This is a genomic window from Pedococcus sp. (assembly GCF_036000045.1).
In the GTDB taxonomy this organism is placed as follows: domain Bacteria; phylum Actinomycetota; class Actinomycetes; order Actinomycetales; family Dermatophilaceae; genus Pedococcus.
This window is the reverse complement of record NZ_DASYGF010000058.1, coordinates 1-13,428: the sequence shown is the minus strand read 5'-3', so window position 1 is coordinate 13,428 and position 13,428 is coordinate 1. Positions and strand designations below refer to the sequence as shown.

The 13,428-nt window shown below is 71.8% G+C and carries 14 protein-coding genes, 1 tRNA gene, 1 other RNA gene and 1 pseudogene; 13 read left to right on the top strand and 4 right to left on the bottom strand.

What is annotated here, in order from left to right; genetic code table 11:
• Positions 1–42: 42 nt before the first annotated feature.
• On the bottom strand, positions 43–882 hold the full coding sequence (gene fdhD, locus VGN50_RS09025; RefSeq protein ID WP_327444417.1) for a formate dehydrogenase accessory sulfurtransferase FdhD: 840 nt from the start codon (positions 880–882) through the stop codon (positions 43–45).
• A gap of 32 nt (positions 883–914) precedes the next feature.
• On the opposite strand from fdhD, the gene VGN50_RS09020 reads away from it, so the two are divergent.
• The 11 genes from VGN50_RS09020 (at position 915) to VGN50_RS08970 (ending at position 9,150) form a co-directional block, all read left to right on the top strand.
• The gene (locus tag VGN50_RS09020) at positions 915–1,436 is read left to right on the top strand and encodes a PH domain-containing protein (RefSeq protein ID WP_327444416.1); all 522 of its coding nucleotides are present in this window, start codon (positions 915–917) and stop codon (positions 1,434–1,436) included.
• Entirely contained in the window at positions 1,433–2,917 is a 1,485-nt protein-coding gene (locus VGN50_RS09015) for a PH domain-containing protein (RefSeq protein ID WP_327444415.1), read from the top strand. The genes VGN50_RS09020 and VGN50_RS09015 overlap by 4 nt, the downstream gene beginning before the upstream one ends.
• 83 nt (positions 2,918–3,000) lie before the next feature.
• Positions 3,001–3,438, top strand: a complete 438-nt coding sequence (locus VGN50_RS09010; protein WP_414694587.1) for a DUF3052 domain-containing protein — start codon at positions 3,001–3,003, stop codon at positions 3,436–3,438.
• Between the two features lie 21 nt (positions 3,439–3,459).
• A complete protein-coding gene (locus VGN50_RS09005) occupies positions 3,460–3,936 on the top strand; it encodes a peroxiredoxin (protein WP_327444413.1) in 477 nt (158 codons plus the stop codon).
• Positions 3,937–3,965: 29 nt separating this feature from the next.
• Positions 3,966–4,038: transfer RNA gene (locus VGN50_RS09000), tRNA-Val, on the top strand.
• Positions 4,039–4,048: 10 nt separating this feature from the next.
• Positions 4,049–4,909, top strand: coding sequence for a Nif3-like dinuclear metal center hexameric protein (locus VGN50_RS08995; RefSeq protein ID WP_327444412.1), 861 nt, complete (start codon positions 4,049–4,051; stop codon positions 4,907–4,909).
• On the top strand, positions 4,906–5,646 hold the full coding sequence (locus VGN50_RS08990) for a zinc ribbon domain-containing protein (RefSeq protein ID WP_422662160.1): 741 nt from the start codon (positions 4,906–4,908) through the stop codon (positions 5,644–5,646). Before VGN50_RS08995 ends, VGN50_RS08990 begins: the two co-directional genes overlap by 4 nt.
• Positions 5,647–5,651: 5 nt before the next feature.
• Complete coding sequence (locus VGN50_RS08985; protein WP_327444410.1) at positions 5,652–6,812, top strand: bifunctional RNase H/acid phosphatase; 1,161 nt, start codon at positions 5,652–5,654, stop codon at positions 6,810–6,812.
• A gap of 7 nt (positions 6,813–6,819) precedes the next feature.
• Entirely contained in the window at positions 6,820–7,485 is a 666-nt protein-coding gene (locus VGN50_RS08980) for a uridine kinase (RefSeq protein WP_327444409.1), read from the top strand.
• Between the two features lie 58 nt (positions 7,486–7,543).
• Positions 7,544–7,957, top strand: a complete 414-nt coding sequence (locus tag VGN50_RS08975; protein WP_327444408.1) for a rhodanese-like domain-containing protein — start codon at positions 7,544–7,546, stop codon at positions 7,955–7,957.
• Complete coding sequence (locus tag VGN50_RS08970; RefSeq protein ID WP_327444406.1) at positions 7,954–9,150, top strand: O-succinylhomoserine sulfhydrylase; 1,197 nt, start codon at positions 7,954–7,956, stop codon at positions 9,148–9,150. Before VGN50_RS08975 ends, VGN50_RS08970 begins: the two co-directional genes overlap by 4 nt.
• A gap of 25 nt (positions 9,151–9,175) precedes the next feature.
• On the opposite strand, the gene VGN50_RS08965 is transcribed toward VGN50_RS08970, so the two are convergent.
• Together VGN50_RS08965 and VGN50_RS08960 are read right to left on the bottom strand one after the other, a co-directional pair.
• Entirely contained in the window at positions 9,176–10,273 is a 1,098-nt protein-coding gene (locus VGN50_RS08965) for an SLC13 family permease (protein WP_327444405.1), read from the bottom strand.
• Positions 10,274–10,289: 16 nt separating this feature from the next.
• Positions 10,290–11,036 carry a peroxide stress protein YaaA gene (locus VGN50_RS08960; protein WP_327444404.1) on the bottom strand — a complete coding sequence of 249 codons (747 nt, stop codon included), beginning with the start codon at positions 11,034–11,036 and terminating at the stop codon, positions 10,290–10,292.
• A 55-nt stretch (positions 11,037–11,091) separates the two neighbouring features.
• Here VGN50_RS08960 and VGN50_RS08955 point away from each other — a divergent pair, with 55 nt between their 5' ends.
• Entirely contained in the window at positions 11,092–12,543 is a 1,452-nt protein-coding gene (locus VGN50_RS08955; RefSeq protein WP_414694586.1) for an RNB domain-containing ribonuclease, read from the top strand.
• Positions 12,544–12,622: 79 nt separating this feature from the next.
• An RNA gene (gene rnpB, locus VGN50_RS08950) (RNase P RNA component class A) lies at positions 12,623–13,013 on the top strand.
• A 42-nt stretch (positions 13,014–13,055) separates the two neighbouring features.
• On the opposite strand, the pseudogene VGN50_RS08945 reads toward rnpB, so the two are convergent.
• Positions 13,056–13,428 (bottom strand): annotated as a pseudogene (locus VGN50_RS08945) (hypothetical protein); the annotation flags it as partial.

The window sequence follows — 13,428 nt, the reverse complement described above, 5'->3', positions numbered from 1 at the left end:
GAGCCTGCCCGAGATATGTCCCGGGCGGTGACGGTAGACCCCTCAGAGGCCGAGCCGGTGCGCGCCCGCATAGACGGTGAGCCGCGGTGGCCGGGCGAAACCGACGAGGGTGAGCCCGGCCTGCGTGGCCAGCCCCACGGCGAGCGACGACGGCGCGGAGACGGCGACGAGAGCGGGGACCCCCGCCATCACAGCCTTCTGGACCAGCTCGAAGCTGGCCCGACCGCTGACCACCAGCACGTGGCCCGTCAGCGGCAGGCGGTCGCCGCGCGCCGCCCAGCCGACGACCTTGTCGACGGCGTTGTGCCGGCCGACGTCCTCGCGGACGACCAACGGCTCACCCTCGGGGGTGAACAGGCCGGCCGCATGGAGCCCGCCCGTGCGGTCGAAGACCTTCTGGTGCTCGCGCAGCACGTCGGGGAGCCCGGCCACCACGTGAGGGGAGAGCGCGACGGGGTCCTCGCCCACGGCATACGGGCTGGTCGCCGCGATGGCGTCGATGCTCGTCTTGCCACACACCCCGCACGCGCTGGTCTGGTAGCCGGAGCGCGCGCTGCGCTCGAGGTCGGGAACCACGCCGGGCGCGAGGGTGACGTCCACGACGTTGTAGGTGGGCGCACCCGAGTCGTCCTCGTCGAGGCAGTGCATCAGCTGGTGCACCTGCTCGGCCCGGCGCAGGACGCCCTCGGTGAGCAGGTTGCCGATGGCGAGGTCGAAGTCGTCGCCCGGCGTCCGCATGGTCACCGTGACCGACGTGCCGCCGACCCGGATCTCCAGGGGCTCCTCGACCGCGAGGGTGTCCGGCCGCGACGTCGCGCGCAGGAGGTCGTCCTCGCCGACCTCGACGCGGATGCTCGGTGTGCGGCTGGTGACCCGACCCATGCTGTGACCCTATGCGGCAATAGGTTGGTGGCGTGAGTGACACCTCGTCGGCGGGGGCCAGCGCGGGCCCCGACGTCCGCCTGTTCGCCGACTCCGGTATGCCGTGGCAGCCGGTCTCCCCGAGGCTGGTCGGGGCGCGGCTGGTCCTCCTCGCCGCGACGCTCGTCGTGCCCCTGGTCGTGGCCGTGGCGCTCGCCGCCCTGGTGTCGACCGGCTTCTGGTGGGCGGTCGCTTTGATGCTGCTGGTCGGGGCGGTGGGGACGTGGGTCATCACCCGGCAGGTGCCGGCCATCAGCTGGATCGAGCTCGAGGACGAGCTCGTGGTGCGGCGCGGGCGGCTCAACCGCTCGCTGGTCAGCGTGCCGTATGGCCGGCTGCAGTACGTCGACGTCCAGAGCGGTCCGCTCGACCGCGTCCTCGGCCTCGCGGAGGTCACCCTTCACACCGCGTCCCCGCACCTCAGCGCCGACATCCCCGGTCTGTCGGTGGCCCAGGCGGAGGCGCTGCGCCAGCGGCTGGTGGCCCGAGGTGAGTCCCAACGGGCGGGGCTGTGAGCGCCCCGGGCGCGGCGCCGCTCGACGGGCCGGGCCAGTGGCAGCACCTGCACCCCCTGTCGCCGCTGCTGCGCGGCGGGGTGGCCTTCGTCGCCGTCGTGGGCTACGTCCTCAGCCAGCAGGTGGAGCGCCTGTTCCGCGCGCAGGGCCCCGATGCCGGGAGCCAGGACCCCACCCAGGGGCACCGGCTGCTGGCCCTCGCTGTGGCCGGGGTCGTCCTGCTGGCGATCGTGGGCGGTGCGTGGGTCTCGTGGCGGGTGTCCCGGTTTCGTATCGGGTCGGCGTTCGTCGAGCTCCGTCGAGGTCTGTTGTTCCGGGAGCACCGGCAGGTGCCGTTCGACCGGATTCAGGCCGTCGACATCTCGCGACCGGTCCTGGCGCGGCTGACCGGACTCTCCGAGGTCGTGGTCCGGTCGGCGGGCGGTCGGGGCTCGCACATCACGCTGGCGTTCCTCACCGACGCCCGCGCCCAGGAGGTCCGTGAGCGGCTCATGGAGCTCGCGGGCCGGGCCGACGAGGTGACGTCCGGGGTGGCTGGCCCCGCGACCGGCTCTGCGGCTGGCGCTGCGGCCGATGGCCCTGCGGCCGATGGCCCTGTGACCGCCGCCGCGGAGGGGGCGACGAGTCTGGCCGCGGCCCGGGCTACCTCGACGATGGTCCTGCGGGTCCCCAACGTCCGGCTGGTCCAGGCCGCGGTCTTCAGCAGCGGGGTGGCCTTCCTCGTGGCTGCCGTGCCCACACTCCTCGTCGGGTTCGCCCTCGGGCTGCCCCAGCTCGTCGGGTGGCTCGGCCCGATGGTGCTCGGCGTCGCGGGCCGCCACGTCCGCAGCCTCGTACGCGAGGCGAACTTCACCCTCGACCACCGCGGCGACCGCCTCGTCGTGCATCGCGGGCTCACGGAGCTGCGCTCGACGACCGTCCCGCTGCACCGGATCCAGGCAGCCGGTCTGGTCCAGCCCCTGTTCTGGCGGTGGCCCGGGTGGTGGCGGCTGCGGGTGAACGTCGCGGGCGTCCACGAACACGCCGAGCAGGACACCGAGACGCTGCTGCTCCCCGTGGGCACACTGCCCGAGGCCCTGGCGGTGCTGGCGCTGGTGCGCCCCGAGCTCCCGGCCGAGGTGGCGGTGGTCGCCGGCACGCGCAGCGGTGCAGGCCACGGCTTCACGACGGCCCCCTCCCGCGCCTGGGTGCTCGACCCCGTGGGCTGGCGACGCCGCGGGTATGCCGTGACGCCCGACAGCCTCGTCCTGCGCAGCGGCGTGCTGCGCAGGGAGGCCCAGGTGGTCCCGCACGCGCGGATCCAGGGTGTCGCCGTGCGACAGGGCCTCGTCCAGCGTTGGCGTGGTGTCGCCACCGTGCGGCTCGGGTCCACCCCTGGGCCGGTGCGCACCGAGGTCGCCCATCTGGCCCTCGGCGACGCCGAACGGCTGCTGGACGAGCAGCGGGTCCGCTCGAGCAGAGCCCGCCGCCCGCTGGCCTGATCGGACCAGATTCTGCCGTCTCAGTTGAAAAAGCGGCTGGGACCCGATGGACTGTGGCCAACAGAGATCGATGTCACCAAGGGATGGAGAAGGCAGTGAGTACCTCCGCGCAGGCTGCGCCGCAGAGTGCGGCGGCTCGCCTGGGGTTCGCGAGCGGTCAGGTGATCCAGGAGTTCGGCTATGACGCCGACGTCGACGACGACCTGCGGTTCGCGATCGAGGACCTCACCACGACCGACCTCGAGGACGAGGACTACGGCGACGTCGCCGACGCGGTCCTGATCTGGTGGCGGGCCGACGACGGCGACCTGGTCGACGCGGTCGTCGACGGGCTGACCAACCTCGCCGAGGGCGGTTTCATCGTGCTGCTGACGCCCAAGTCGGGCCGGACCGGGCACGTCGAGGCCAGCGATGTCGAGGAGGCCGCGACCACCGCTGGGCTGCACACCTCCGGGGCGGTCAACGCCTGCGAGGACTGGACGGCCACCCGCCTGGTGGCCCCGAAGACGGGCCGGCGCTGAGTCGCTGGCAGACTGCCGTTCATGACCCCTTCGAGCGCGCCCCTCAGCACCGGCGACATCGCGCCGGACTTCACCCTCAAGGACCAGAACGGCCAGGAGTTCTCGCTGGCCGACTTCCGTGGTCGCAAGAACGTCGTCATCGTCTTCTACCCGTTCGCGTTCTCCGGCATCTGCACCGGTGAGCTGTGCGAGATCCGTGACAACCTCGGCGACTTCGTGAGCGACGACGTCCAGGTGCTCGCGATCTCGTGTGACCACATGTTCAGCCAGCGGGCCTGGGCCGACAAGGAGGGGTACTTCTTCCCCCTGCTGTCCGACTACTGGCCGCATGGCGGCGTGGCCCAGGCGTTCGGCGTCTTCAACGAGAAGGCCGGCGCTGCGCTGCGAGGCACGTTCCTGGTCGACACCGAGGGCGTGATCCGCTGGTCCCTGGTCAACGAGATCGGCGAGGGTCGCGACTTCTCGGGCTACCACGCTGCCCTGAAGGATCTCGGCTAGCCTCTGCGCTGACTCCTCTGACCTCTCAGGGGCCTGTAGCTCAGTTGGTAGAGCGCCACGTTTACACCGTGGATGTCGTCGGTTCGAGCCCGGCCGGGCCCACGTGCAGCCTGTGCAGCCCACTCTCGCCGACGCCGTCCAGGCGCTCGACGCCCTCTACCCGCCCGACTCGGCCCAGTCCTGGGACCAGGTCGGGCTGGTGTCCGGCGACCTCGCCCAGCCGGTCGAGCGCGTGCTGTTCGCGGTCGACCCGACCCTCGCCGTCATCGAGGAGGCGCGCGGCCTCGGCGCCGGCCTCCTGGTGACCCACCACCCCCTGTTGCTGCGCGGCATACACAGCGTGGCGACGACGAGCGCCAAGGGTGCCGGCGTCACGGCCCTGGTCGTCCACGGCATCGCCCTGTTCGTCGCGCACACCAACGCCGACGTCGCCGACCCCGGCGTCAACGATGCCCTTGCGGCCGCGTGCGGCCTGACGGACACGTCGGCGCTCGCCGTGGTCGAGGGGCAGCCCCTGGGTCGGGTGGGGGACCTGACGGCGCCCACGACCCTGGCCGAGTTCGTCACCCGGCTGTATGCCGCCCTGCCGCGCGCCGCAGGCGGCCTGCGCGTCGCGGGCCCACCGGACGGCAGGGTGAGCCGGGTGGCGGTCATGGGCGGGGCGGGGGACGACATGTTCGACCATGTGCGGGCCGGTGGCGCCGACGTCTACGTCACGGCCGACCTGCGCCACCACCCGGTGCTCGAGGCGCGTGAGGAGTCGCGGGGTGGCCCGCCCTATCTGGTCGATGCCGGGCACTGGGCGACCGAGTCGCTGTGGTTGCACGAGGCCGCCCGCCGGCTGTCGGGCTCTTTGGAAGGCGCGGGCTTCGCGTCATCTAGGGTGGAGACCCACATCTCTACACTGCGCACCGATCCCTGGGATTTCGTGGTCGGTGCTGAGCCGCCTCGAGGCATTGGAGGAACGTCCTGAAAGCCGACCCGTCCCGTCAGTGGCGACTGCTCGACCTGCAGGCGATCGACACCCGTCTCGACCAGATCGCCCACGCCCGGCGCACCCTGCCGCAGCTGGCTCGTCTGGCCGAGCTGGAGGAGAAGGCCCAGGCGCTCGACTCCCTGCTGGTGCGGGCCCAGACCGAGCTCGGCGACATCCAGCGCGAGGTGGCCAAGGCCGAGGCGGACGTCCAGCTCGTGCGTGACCGCGCCGCCCGCGACCAGTCGCGGCTCGACTCAGGCACCGGCTCGGCCAAGGACCTGCAGGCACTCCAGCACGAGCTCGACTCACTGGCTCGCCGGCAGTCCGAGCTCGAGGACGTCGAGATCGAGGTGATGGAGCGCGCCGAGGACGCCGAGTCCGCCGCGACCCAGCTGGCCGCGCAGCGTGACGTACTCGCCGCTGAGATCGCCGAGGTGACGGCGGCTCGCGACGAGGCGCTCAAGGAGCTCGACGCCGAGGCCGTCCGCGTGGGCGCCCCCCGGCCGGACATCGTCGCCGGCGTGGGTGAGGATCTTGTCGCGCTCTACGAGAAGATCCGGGCCAGCAGTGGCGGCCTGGGCGCGGCCCCCCTTCGCCAGCGCCGGTGCGGCGGCTGCCAGCTCGAGCTCAACAACGTCGACATGAGCCGCATCAAGTCAGCGCCGGTCGACGAGCTGCTGCGGTGCGAGGAGTGCCGCCGCATCCTGGTACGCACGGCCGAGTCGGGCCTCTGAGCCCGGTGGGTCGCGCACTCGTCGTCGAGGCCGACGGGGGGTCTCGAGGCAACCCCGGAGTCGCCGGCTATGGCGCGCTCGTCCGCGATGCCCGCACCAAGGCGGTGCTCTGGGAGGGCGCCGCACCCCTGGGCACGGCGTCCAACAACGTGGCTGAGTACTCCGGGCTCATCGCCGGGCTGCGGGCTGTGCGGCGGATCGACCCGGCGGCTGACGTCGAGGTCCGGATGGACTCCAAGCTGGTCGTCGAGCAGATGGCCGGCCGGTGGAAGATCAAGCACGCCGACATGAGGCGGCTGGCCCTGGAGGCCCGCGACGAGGTGGCTGAGCTGTCACGCGCCGGGGGCTCGGTGCGCTACACCTGGGTCCCGCGCGAGCAGAACAAGGCCGCCGACGCGCTGTCCAACACCGGGATGGACGGTGGGACGGTCGACCGCATGGTCGGCGACGCAGTGTCCTCGGATGCCGGCACCTCCCAGGCGGCCGAGGCGGCCACGGAGGAGATCATCGACCCGGCACCGCTGACGTCTCTGGCCACCGAGGCGCCACCGGACCTGGGCACCCCGGCCCGCGTGCTGCTCATCCGCCATGGGGTCACCGACTTCACCGTGGCGTCGCGGCTCGATGGTCGTGGGGGAGCCGACCCGTCGCTCAACGCCCAGGGCCACGCGCAGGCGCAGGCCGCGGGACGGGCCACGGCCCACCTCCTGGACGGCAGCGAGGCCCGTGTCGTCACCTCGTCGCTGACCCGAGCCCGCGAGACCGGTGCGGCGGTGGCAGCTGCCATCGGCGCCAGCCCCGAGGTCGACGCGGACTTCGACGAGCAGGACTTCGGCGACTGGGACGGCGCCAGCATCGCCGACCTGGTCCGGGACCACCCCGACGAGCTGGCGTCGCTGCGCAACGACCCGGCATACGCCCGGCCCGGGGGTGAGTCCCACGAGCAGCTCGCGGAGCGGGTCATCGCGGCGTTCGAGCGGGTCGTCGCCGCCGGCGGCACGACGGTCGTCGTGTGCCACCGCAAGCCGATCATGGTGGTGCTCGCCCACCTCCTGCAGATCCCCCACGAGACCGTATGGCGTCTCGCCGCGGCTCCGGGGTCCCTCACCGCCGTGGAGGTCTGGGCGGACGGCAACGCGTCGATCGCCTTCACCAACCGGACCTGAGGCGTCCGTGGCGGGGGAGCGGGCCCAGCTGCTGGAGCGAATCGCCGCTCTGGTTCCGGAGCCTGGCTCGGAGGACTGCGTCCTGGTCGCGGTCGACGGCGTCGACGGTTCGGGGAAGACCACCTTCGCGGACGAGCTCGCGTCGTGCCTGGGTCGGGCCGGGCGTCCCACCGTCCGGATCTCCGCCGACGACTTCCACCAGGTCCGGGCCCGCCGGTATCGCCTCGGACGGTCGTCGGCCGAGGGCTTCTGGCTCGACTCCTACGACTACGCGCGGTTCCGGCGCGACGTGCTCACGCCGCTCGGCCCAGGTGGGTCGAGGCGCTACCGGGCCAAGGGGCACGACCTCTCCACCGACCAGGTGCTCTGGCTTGCCCCGGTCCTTGCGCCGGCCTCCACGGTCGTGGTCGTCGACGGGTTGTTCCTCCATCGCGATGAGCTGGTCGACGCGTGGGACTTCTCCGTGTTCCTCGAGGTGCCGTTCGAGGAGACGGCGCGCAGGATGGCGGTCCGCGACGGGTCGAGCCCCGACCACCGGCACCCGAGCCTGCGCCGATACGTCGAGGGTCAGCAGCTCTACTTCGCCGCCTGCTCGCCGCAGGACCTGGCGACCGTCGTCGTCGACAACACCGATCTCGCTGCGCCCCACATCATCGGCGGCCCCGCCGCGTGACCTGACCACTATCTGGCCCTGGCGTCTCGCGATGTGGCGGTAGTTCTAGGCTGGCGCCATGACGTACGCGGGAGATGTGCAGCCCGAGGAGGCGTATGCCGCCCTGGCCGCCGACGAGGACGCGGTCCTCGTCGACGTCCGCACTGCGGCCGAATGGGCCTACGTGGGCATGCCCGACCTGTCGGGCCTGGGCAAGCGAGTCATCGCCGTCGAGTGGCAGCGGTTCCCCGATGGCGCCGTGAACGGCGACTTCGTCGAGCAGCTCCAGGACTCGGGCCTCCCCGACGGTGCCTCGATCTACTTCCTGTGCCGCTCCGGCGTGCGCTCCGTGGCAGCCGCCAAGGCCGCCACGGCGGCCGGGCTGGGGCCGGCATACAACGTCCTCGACGGCTTCGAGGGCCCGCACGACGAGCTCGGGCACCGCACGGTGGCGGGCTGGAAGGTCGCCGGACTTCCGTGGAGGCAAGGATGAGCACGTCGCAGGATGCGTTGGGGGACAACACGTTCCGTCCAGACACGATCGCCGTCCGGGCCGGGCTGGCCCGCAGCAACTTCGACGAGACGGCCGAGGCGCTGTATCTGACGTCAGGGTTCGTCTACGAGACTGCCGAGCTGGCCGAGGCGGCGTTCAAGGACGAGGTCGAGCACTTCATCTACTCGCGTTACGGCAACCCGACGGTCTCGATGTTCGAGGAGCGGCTGCGCCAGCTGGAGGGCGCCGAGGCCTGCTTCGCCACGGCCTCGGGCATGTCGGCCGTCTTCGTCGCGCTGGCTGCGTTGCTCGGCAAGGGCGACCGCGTCGTGTCCTCGCGCGGCCTGTTCGGCTCGTGCTTCGTGATCCTCGACGAGATCCTGCCGCGGTGGGGGGTCGAGACCGTCTTCGTCGACGGGCCCGACCTCGACCAGTGGCGTGAGGCCCTCTCCGAGCCCACCGCGGCGGTGTTCTTCGAGACGCCCAGCAACCCCATGCAGGAGCTCGTCGACATCAAGGCGGTGTGCGACCTGGCCCATGAGGTCGGCGCGAAGGTCGTGGTGGACAACGTGTTCGGCACGCCCGTGTTCTCCAAGCCGCTCGAGCACGGCGCCGACATCGTGGTCTACTCCGCCACCAAGCACATCGACGGCCAGGGGAGGACGCTCGGCGGTGCGGTGCTCGGCTCCCGTGAGTTCATCGACGGCCCCGTGAAGAACCTCATGCGCCACACGGGACCCTCGATGTCGGCGTTCAACGCGTGGGTGCTCGTCAAGGGGCTCGAGACCCTGAGCCTGCGCGTCGAGAAGCAGGCCGCGAACGCGCTCGCGGTCGCGCGGGCCCTCGAAGCCCACCCCAAGGTGACCACCGTCCTCTACCCGTGGCTCGAGTCGCACCCCCAGTACGACCTGGCCCAGCGCCAGATGCTCGGTGGTGGGACGGTCGTGACGTTCTCGGTGGAGGGCGGCAAGCCGGCGGCCTTCGCCCTCATGAACGCGCTGAAGGTGGTCGACATCAGCAACAACCTCGGCGACAGCAAGTCGATGGTGACCCACCCCGCGACGACGACGCACCGTCGGCTCACGCCCGAGGCGCGAGCTGCCGTCGGCATCACCGACGGCACCGTGCGGATCTCGGTCGGCCTCGAGGACCCACGCGACCTGGTCGAGGACCTGCAGCGCGGGCTTGGTTAGGCCGGGCTCGCCGTGGTCAGTACGGCTAGCCCGCCAGCACCAATGCCGCCCAGGCCAGTGCGCCTGCCGCGAGCGCGCAGGTCGCGCCACGCCAGGCCAGTGAGGTCGCTGGGACGGCCAGGCCACGGGCTTTGCAACGCTGTGCCCACAGCAGGGTCGCCAGCGAGCCCCAGGGCGTGACCAGCGGCGCCACGTTGACCCCCACGAGCAGGGCCAGGAGCCGTTGCGGGGCATCGGCGGTCACCGACTCGAGGGCGATGTAGGCAGGCAGGTTGTTCACGACGTTGGCCGCCAGTGCCCCGCTGGCAGCCACTCGTGCCAGGTCGGCGGGGGACGTGCCGGCGCCGGCGAGCGAGGCCAGGGCCGGCTGGAGCCCATGGCGCAGTGCCACGTCGATCACGACGAACAGGACGGCCACGGCCAGGGCCATGCGCCAGGGCACCGCCACCTGTGTCGCCCGGTCACGGTCCCGCGACCACGTCGCCACCAGCAGCACCACGGCGGCGGCCGACGACACCCATGCGGGCGACAGGCCCAGCGCGAACAATGGGCCGATGGCGATACAGACCGCGGCGGCGAGGCGCAGCATCGCCGGGTCGTGTGGCTCCGGTGGGGCGTCGAGCTCGTAGCGGCCACGCAGCTCGCTGCGATGCCAGCAGGCGAGTGCGACGACCGTGCCGAGGATGGCGGCCCCGGCGGGCAGTGCTGCAAGTCGGACGTATCCGGCGTGGCCGAGCCCGAGCCTGTCGAACTGGTGCAGGGCGAGCAGGTTCGTCAGGTTGGAGACAGGGAGCAGGAGGCTCGCGGTGTTCGCCAGCCACAGCGTGGTGAACGCGAAGGGCAGGGGCGAGATCCCGAGCTGGCTGGCGACCGCCAGGCCGACCGGAGTCAGCAGCACCGCCGTTGTGTCGAGGCTGAGGAACACCGTGCAGACGACGGCGACCACCACGAACAGCAACCACAGCACCGGAGTTCGGTGGCGTCCCGCTCGCGCAGCCCAGTGCCCGGCCACGTCGAAGACGCCGGCGCCGTCGGCGATCTCCGCCACCACGGTGATGGCGACGAAGAAGACCAGGACGGGGCCGACCCGACCGAGGATGTCGGAGAGCTCGGTGGTGGTCACGGTCGGCAGCCCACCCTCAGCGAGCTGTCGCGTCGAGGATCCACGGGCGGCCCGGCCTGGCCGGTTGCGCCAGCGACACGTCGAACGTGTCGGCGAGCAGGTCGACCAGCTGCGGGACGCGTCGGACGTCACGGCCGACCTCACAGAGCCGGCGCGCGACCAGACCACGGGTGTGCTTCGCCTGATGCGTCGCGCCCGGGACGCGCACCTGGACCCACCGGTCGCTCAGCGGAGGCTCGGGCGTCCAGGCGGCGGCATACGTGCTGGAGCGGCAGTCGACGACGAGGCCGTGCCCGGCCGCCGCGGGCAGCACCCCCGCCAGCTCGGGCTTCCAGGCGCTGGCGAGCGGTCCGACGCCCGGAAGGTTCACGGCCATGGACAGACGGTATGGCGCGATCGCGTCCGTCGGCCGGACCGCGCCATAGAGGGCGGAGACGATGAGAAGCCACCGGTTGGCGCGGCGCTTGGCCGCGGTGTCGAGCGAGCCGTAGTCGAGGGCGTCGTAGAGGACGCCGGTGTAGGTGGCGGAGGCCGCCTGCGCCGGGGCGCTGTGGAGGACGAGGTTGCGGGCGATCTCCTGGGTCAGCGTCGGGCTGACTCCCAGGAGCCGCGCCGCGTCGGGGTGCCCGCTCACCTTGGCCAGAGCCTGCGCGACGTTCTGGCGGGTGGGAGCCAGGTCGGGAAAGGACAGGCGCTCGAGCACCGTCGCCCCGCCGCGTGGCCGCCCGGTCTTGGACTCCGATGGCGGAAGGAGGATCAGCACGAGCGTCAGCCTAGAGAGCCCGCCTGGAGTGCCGCCGTCTGGATAGGTTGGGCCGATGGTGATGCACGCGATCCGGGTCAAGCCGCCGACCCGCGAGCGGGGGGATGGCGTCTCCGCCGAGCTGGCTGCGCGCTTCGAGACGATCCGTACCGAGCTGTCCGTGCCCGACGAGTTCCCCGCGCCGGTCCTCGCGGAGGCCGAGCGAGCCGCGGCCTCGCCCACGCTGCCCGAGCGGGACGAGACGGACGTGCCGTTCCTGACCATCGACCCGCCTGGCTCGATGGACCTCGACCAGGCCATGCACCTATCGCGCGACGGTGACGGGTACCGGGTCAGGTACGCCATCGCGGACGTGCCGGCGTTCGTCGTCGCCGGGGGAGCGGTCGACACCGAGACCCGGCGACGCGGCGAGACGATCTACGCGCCGGACCGCCGCACGCCCCTGCACCCACCGGTGCTCGGTGAAGGCGCTGCGAGCCTGCTCCCCGACCAGCCCCGGCCGGCTTTCGTGTGGGACCTGCGGCTGGGGGCGGACGGCGTGGTGACCGACGCCCAGGTCTTTCGCGCCGTCGTGCGGAGCACGGACCGGCTGGACTACGAGGGTGTCCAGAAGTCGATCGACGCGGGCTCGGCCGACGAGCGGCTGATGCTGCTGCGGGAGATCGGGACCAAGCGGGTCGAGCTCGAGCGTCGGCGCGGCGGGGCGAGCCTGCCCATGCCTGAACAGGAGGTCGAGCAGGACAGGGCGGGTCACTATCAGGTGCGGTTCCGGCCTCCGCTGGATGCCGAGGACTGGAACGCCCAGATCTCCCTGATGACCGGCATGGCGGCAGCCGACCTCATGATCGGCGCCAAGGTCGGGATTCTGCGGACCATGCCCGCGCCGGACGCCGGGGCATTGGACCGCATCCGTCGGGCCAGCGCGGGGCTGGGGGTGTCGTGGCCTGCGGACCAGGCGTACGGCGAGTTCCTGCGCACGCTCGACCGCACCAACCCCGCTCATCTGGCCCTGATCCACGAGGCCACCTCCCTGTTCCGCGGAGCCGGGTACACCCCGTTCGACGGCCAGGTGCCCGCCCAGCCGGGCCACGCAGCCGTCGCCGCGGCATACGCCCATGTCACGGCGCCGTTGCGGCGCTTGGTCGACCGGTTCGGTCTCGTCGTGTGCGAAGCCATCTCGGCAGGCCAGCCGATCCCGGCTTGGGCGCGGGAGGCGCTGCCGTCGCTGCCCCAGATCATGATGGCCTCGGACCGCGTGGCAAGCGGGGTGGAGCGCGCCTGCGCCGACGCGGCCGAGGCGGCGGTGCTGCTGCATCGGGTGGGGGAGACGTTCGACGCCATGGTCGTGGAGGTGCGCGACCGAACGGGCGCTGTGGTGCAGCTGCAGGAACCCGCCGTCCTGGCCAAGGCCGAGGGCGTCGGCGAGCTGGGAACCTGGGTGAAGGTCAAGCTCGTCGAGGCGACCGTCTCCACGGGGACGGTCCGGCTCCGCATCGTGGCCACCTAGCGCCGACGTGGCCTCTGAGCCACCCGCCTCAGTGCCGCCCGTGTCACCGAAACGGGCAGTGCCCTATCCTTGCGGCGGATGAGTCGGCCAGACGGTCGCGTCGGTGCGTGAGCACCGCCGAGGAACGTCCGGGCTCCACAGGGCAAGGTGGTGGCTAACGGCCACCCGGGGTGACCCGCGGGACAGTGCCACAGAGAACAGACCGCCAGCGGGCGCGGGCCTCGGCCCACACCGGCTGGTAAGGGTGAAACGGTGGTGTAAGAGACCACCAGCGGGCCAGGTGACTGGCTCGGCTAGGTAAACCCCACCTGGAGCAAGCTCAGACAGTGCGCGTTCGAGGGCGGCCCGCCCGAGTGCACGGGTAGAGCGCTGGAGGCAGTCGGCAACGGCTGTCCTAGATGGATGACCGTCTCCCGCCGGCCGGTAACGGCCAGCGGTGACAGAACCCGGCGTATCGGCCGACTCATCCACCCTCAACCGCCGCGATCGCGACGCGGGACCGGCGGCACGACCTACGGCGTCGGAGCGCCCACCGCGTAGTTGTTCAGGGTGAACGTCGTCGGCGCGCCGGTGTAGGAGATCTCGAAGCCGTACTCGACCTCGCCGAGGGTCTGCGACGACTTCAGCCAACCGTGGGCCACCGCCCACTGCAGCACATGTCCCAGGTCGACGCTGCCCTGGTTGGTCACCTGGTCACGGACGAACCACAAGCCGCTGCCGTCGCTGTTGCGGTACGCGTGGTACGAGACCCCGTCGACGGTCAGCTGGACGCCACCGTAGGTGTTCCACCAGTACTGCCAGTTCATCGTCCAGTTGTTCCAGACCATGACCTCGGTGCCGAAGTTGTCCAGCCACAGGTCGTAGGCCGCGTTCCACTGCTTGCCG

Coding starts and splice junctions, on each gene's coding strand:
- VGN50_RS08955 (WP_414694586.1), top strand. CDS start 11,092: ATGGTGATGCACGCGATCCGGGTCAAGCCGCCGACCCGCGAGCGGGGG.
- VGN50_RS08975 (WP_327444408.1), top strand. CDS start 7,544: ATGACGTACGCGGGAGATGTGCAGCCCGAGGAGGCGTATGCCGCCCTG.
- fdhD (WP_327444417.1), bottom strand. CDS start 882: ATGGGTCGGGTCACCAGCCGCACACCGAGCATCCGCGTCGAGGTCGGC.
- VGN50_RS09005 (WP_327444413.1), top strand. CDS start 3,460: ATGACCCCTTCGAGCGCGCCCCTCAGCACCGGCGACATCGCGCCGGAC.
- VGN50_RS09010 (WP_414694587.1), top strand. CDS start 3,001: ATGGAGAAGGCAGTGAGTACCTCCGCGCAGGCTGCGCCGCAGAGTGCG.
- VGN50_RS08970 (WP_327444406.1), top strand. CDS start 7,954: ATGAGCACGTCGCAGGATGCGTTGGGGGACAACACGTTCCGTCCAGAC.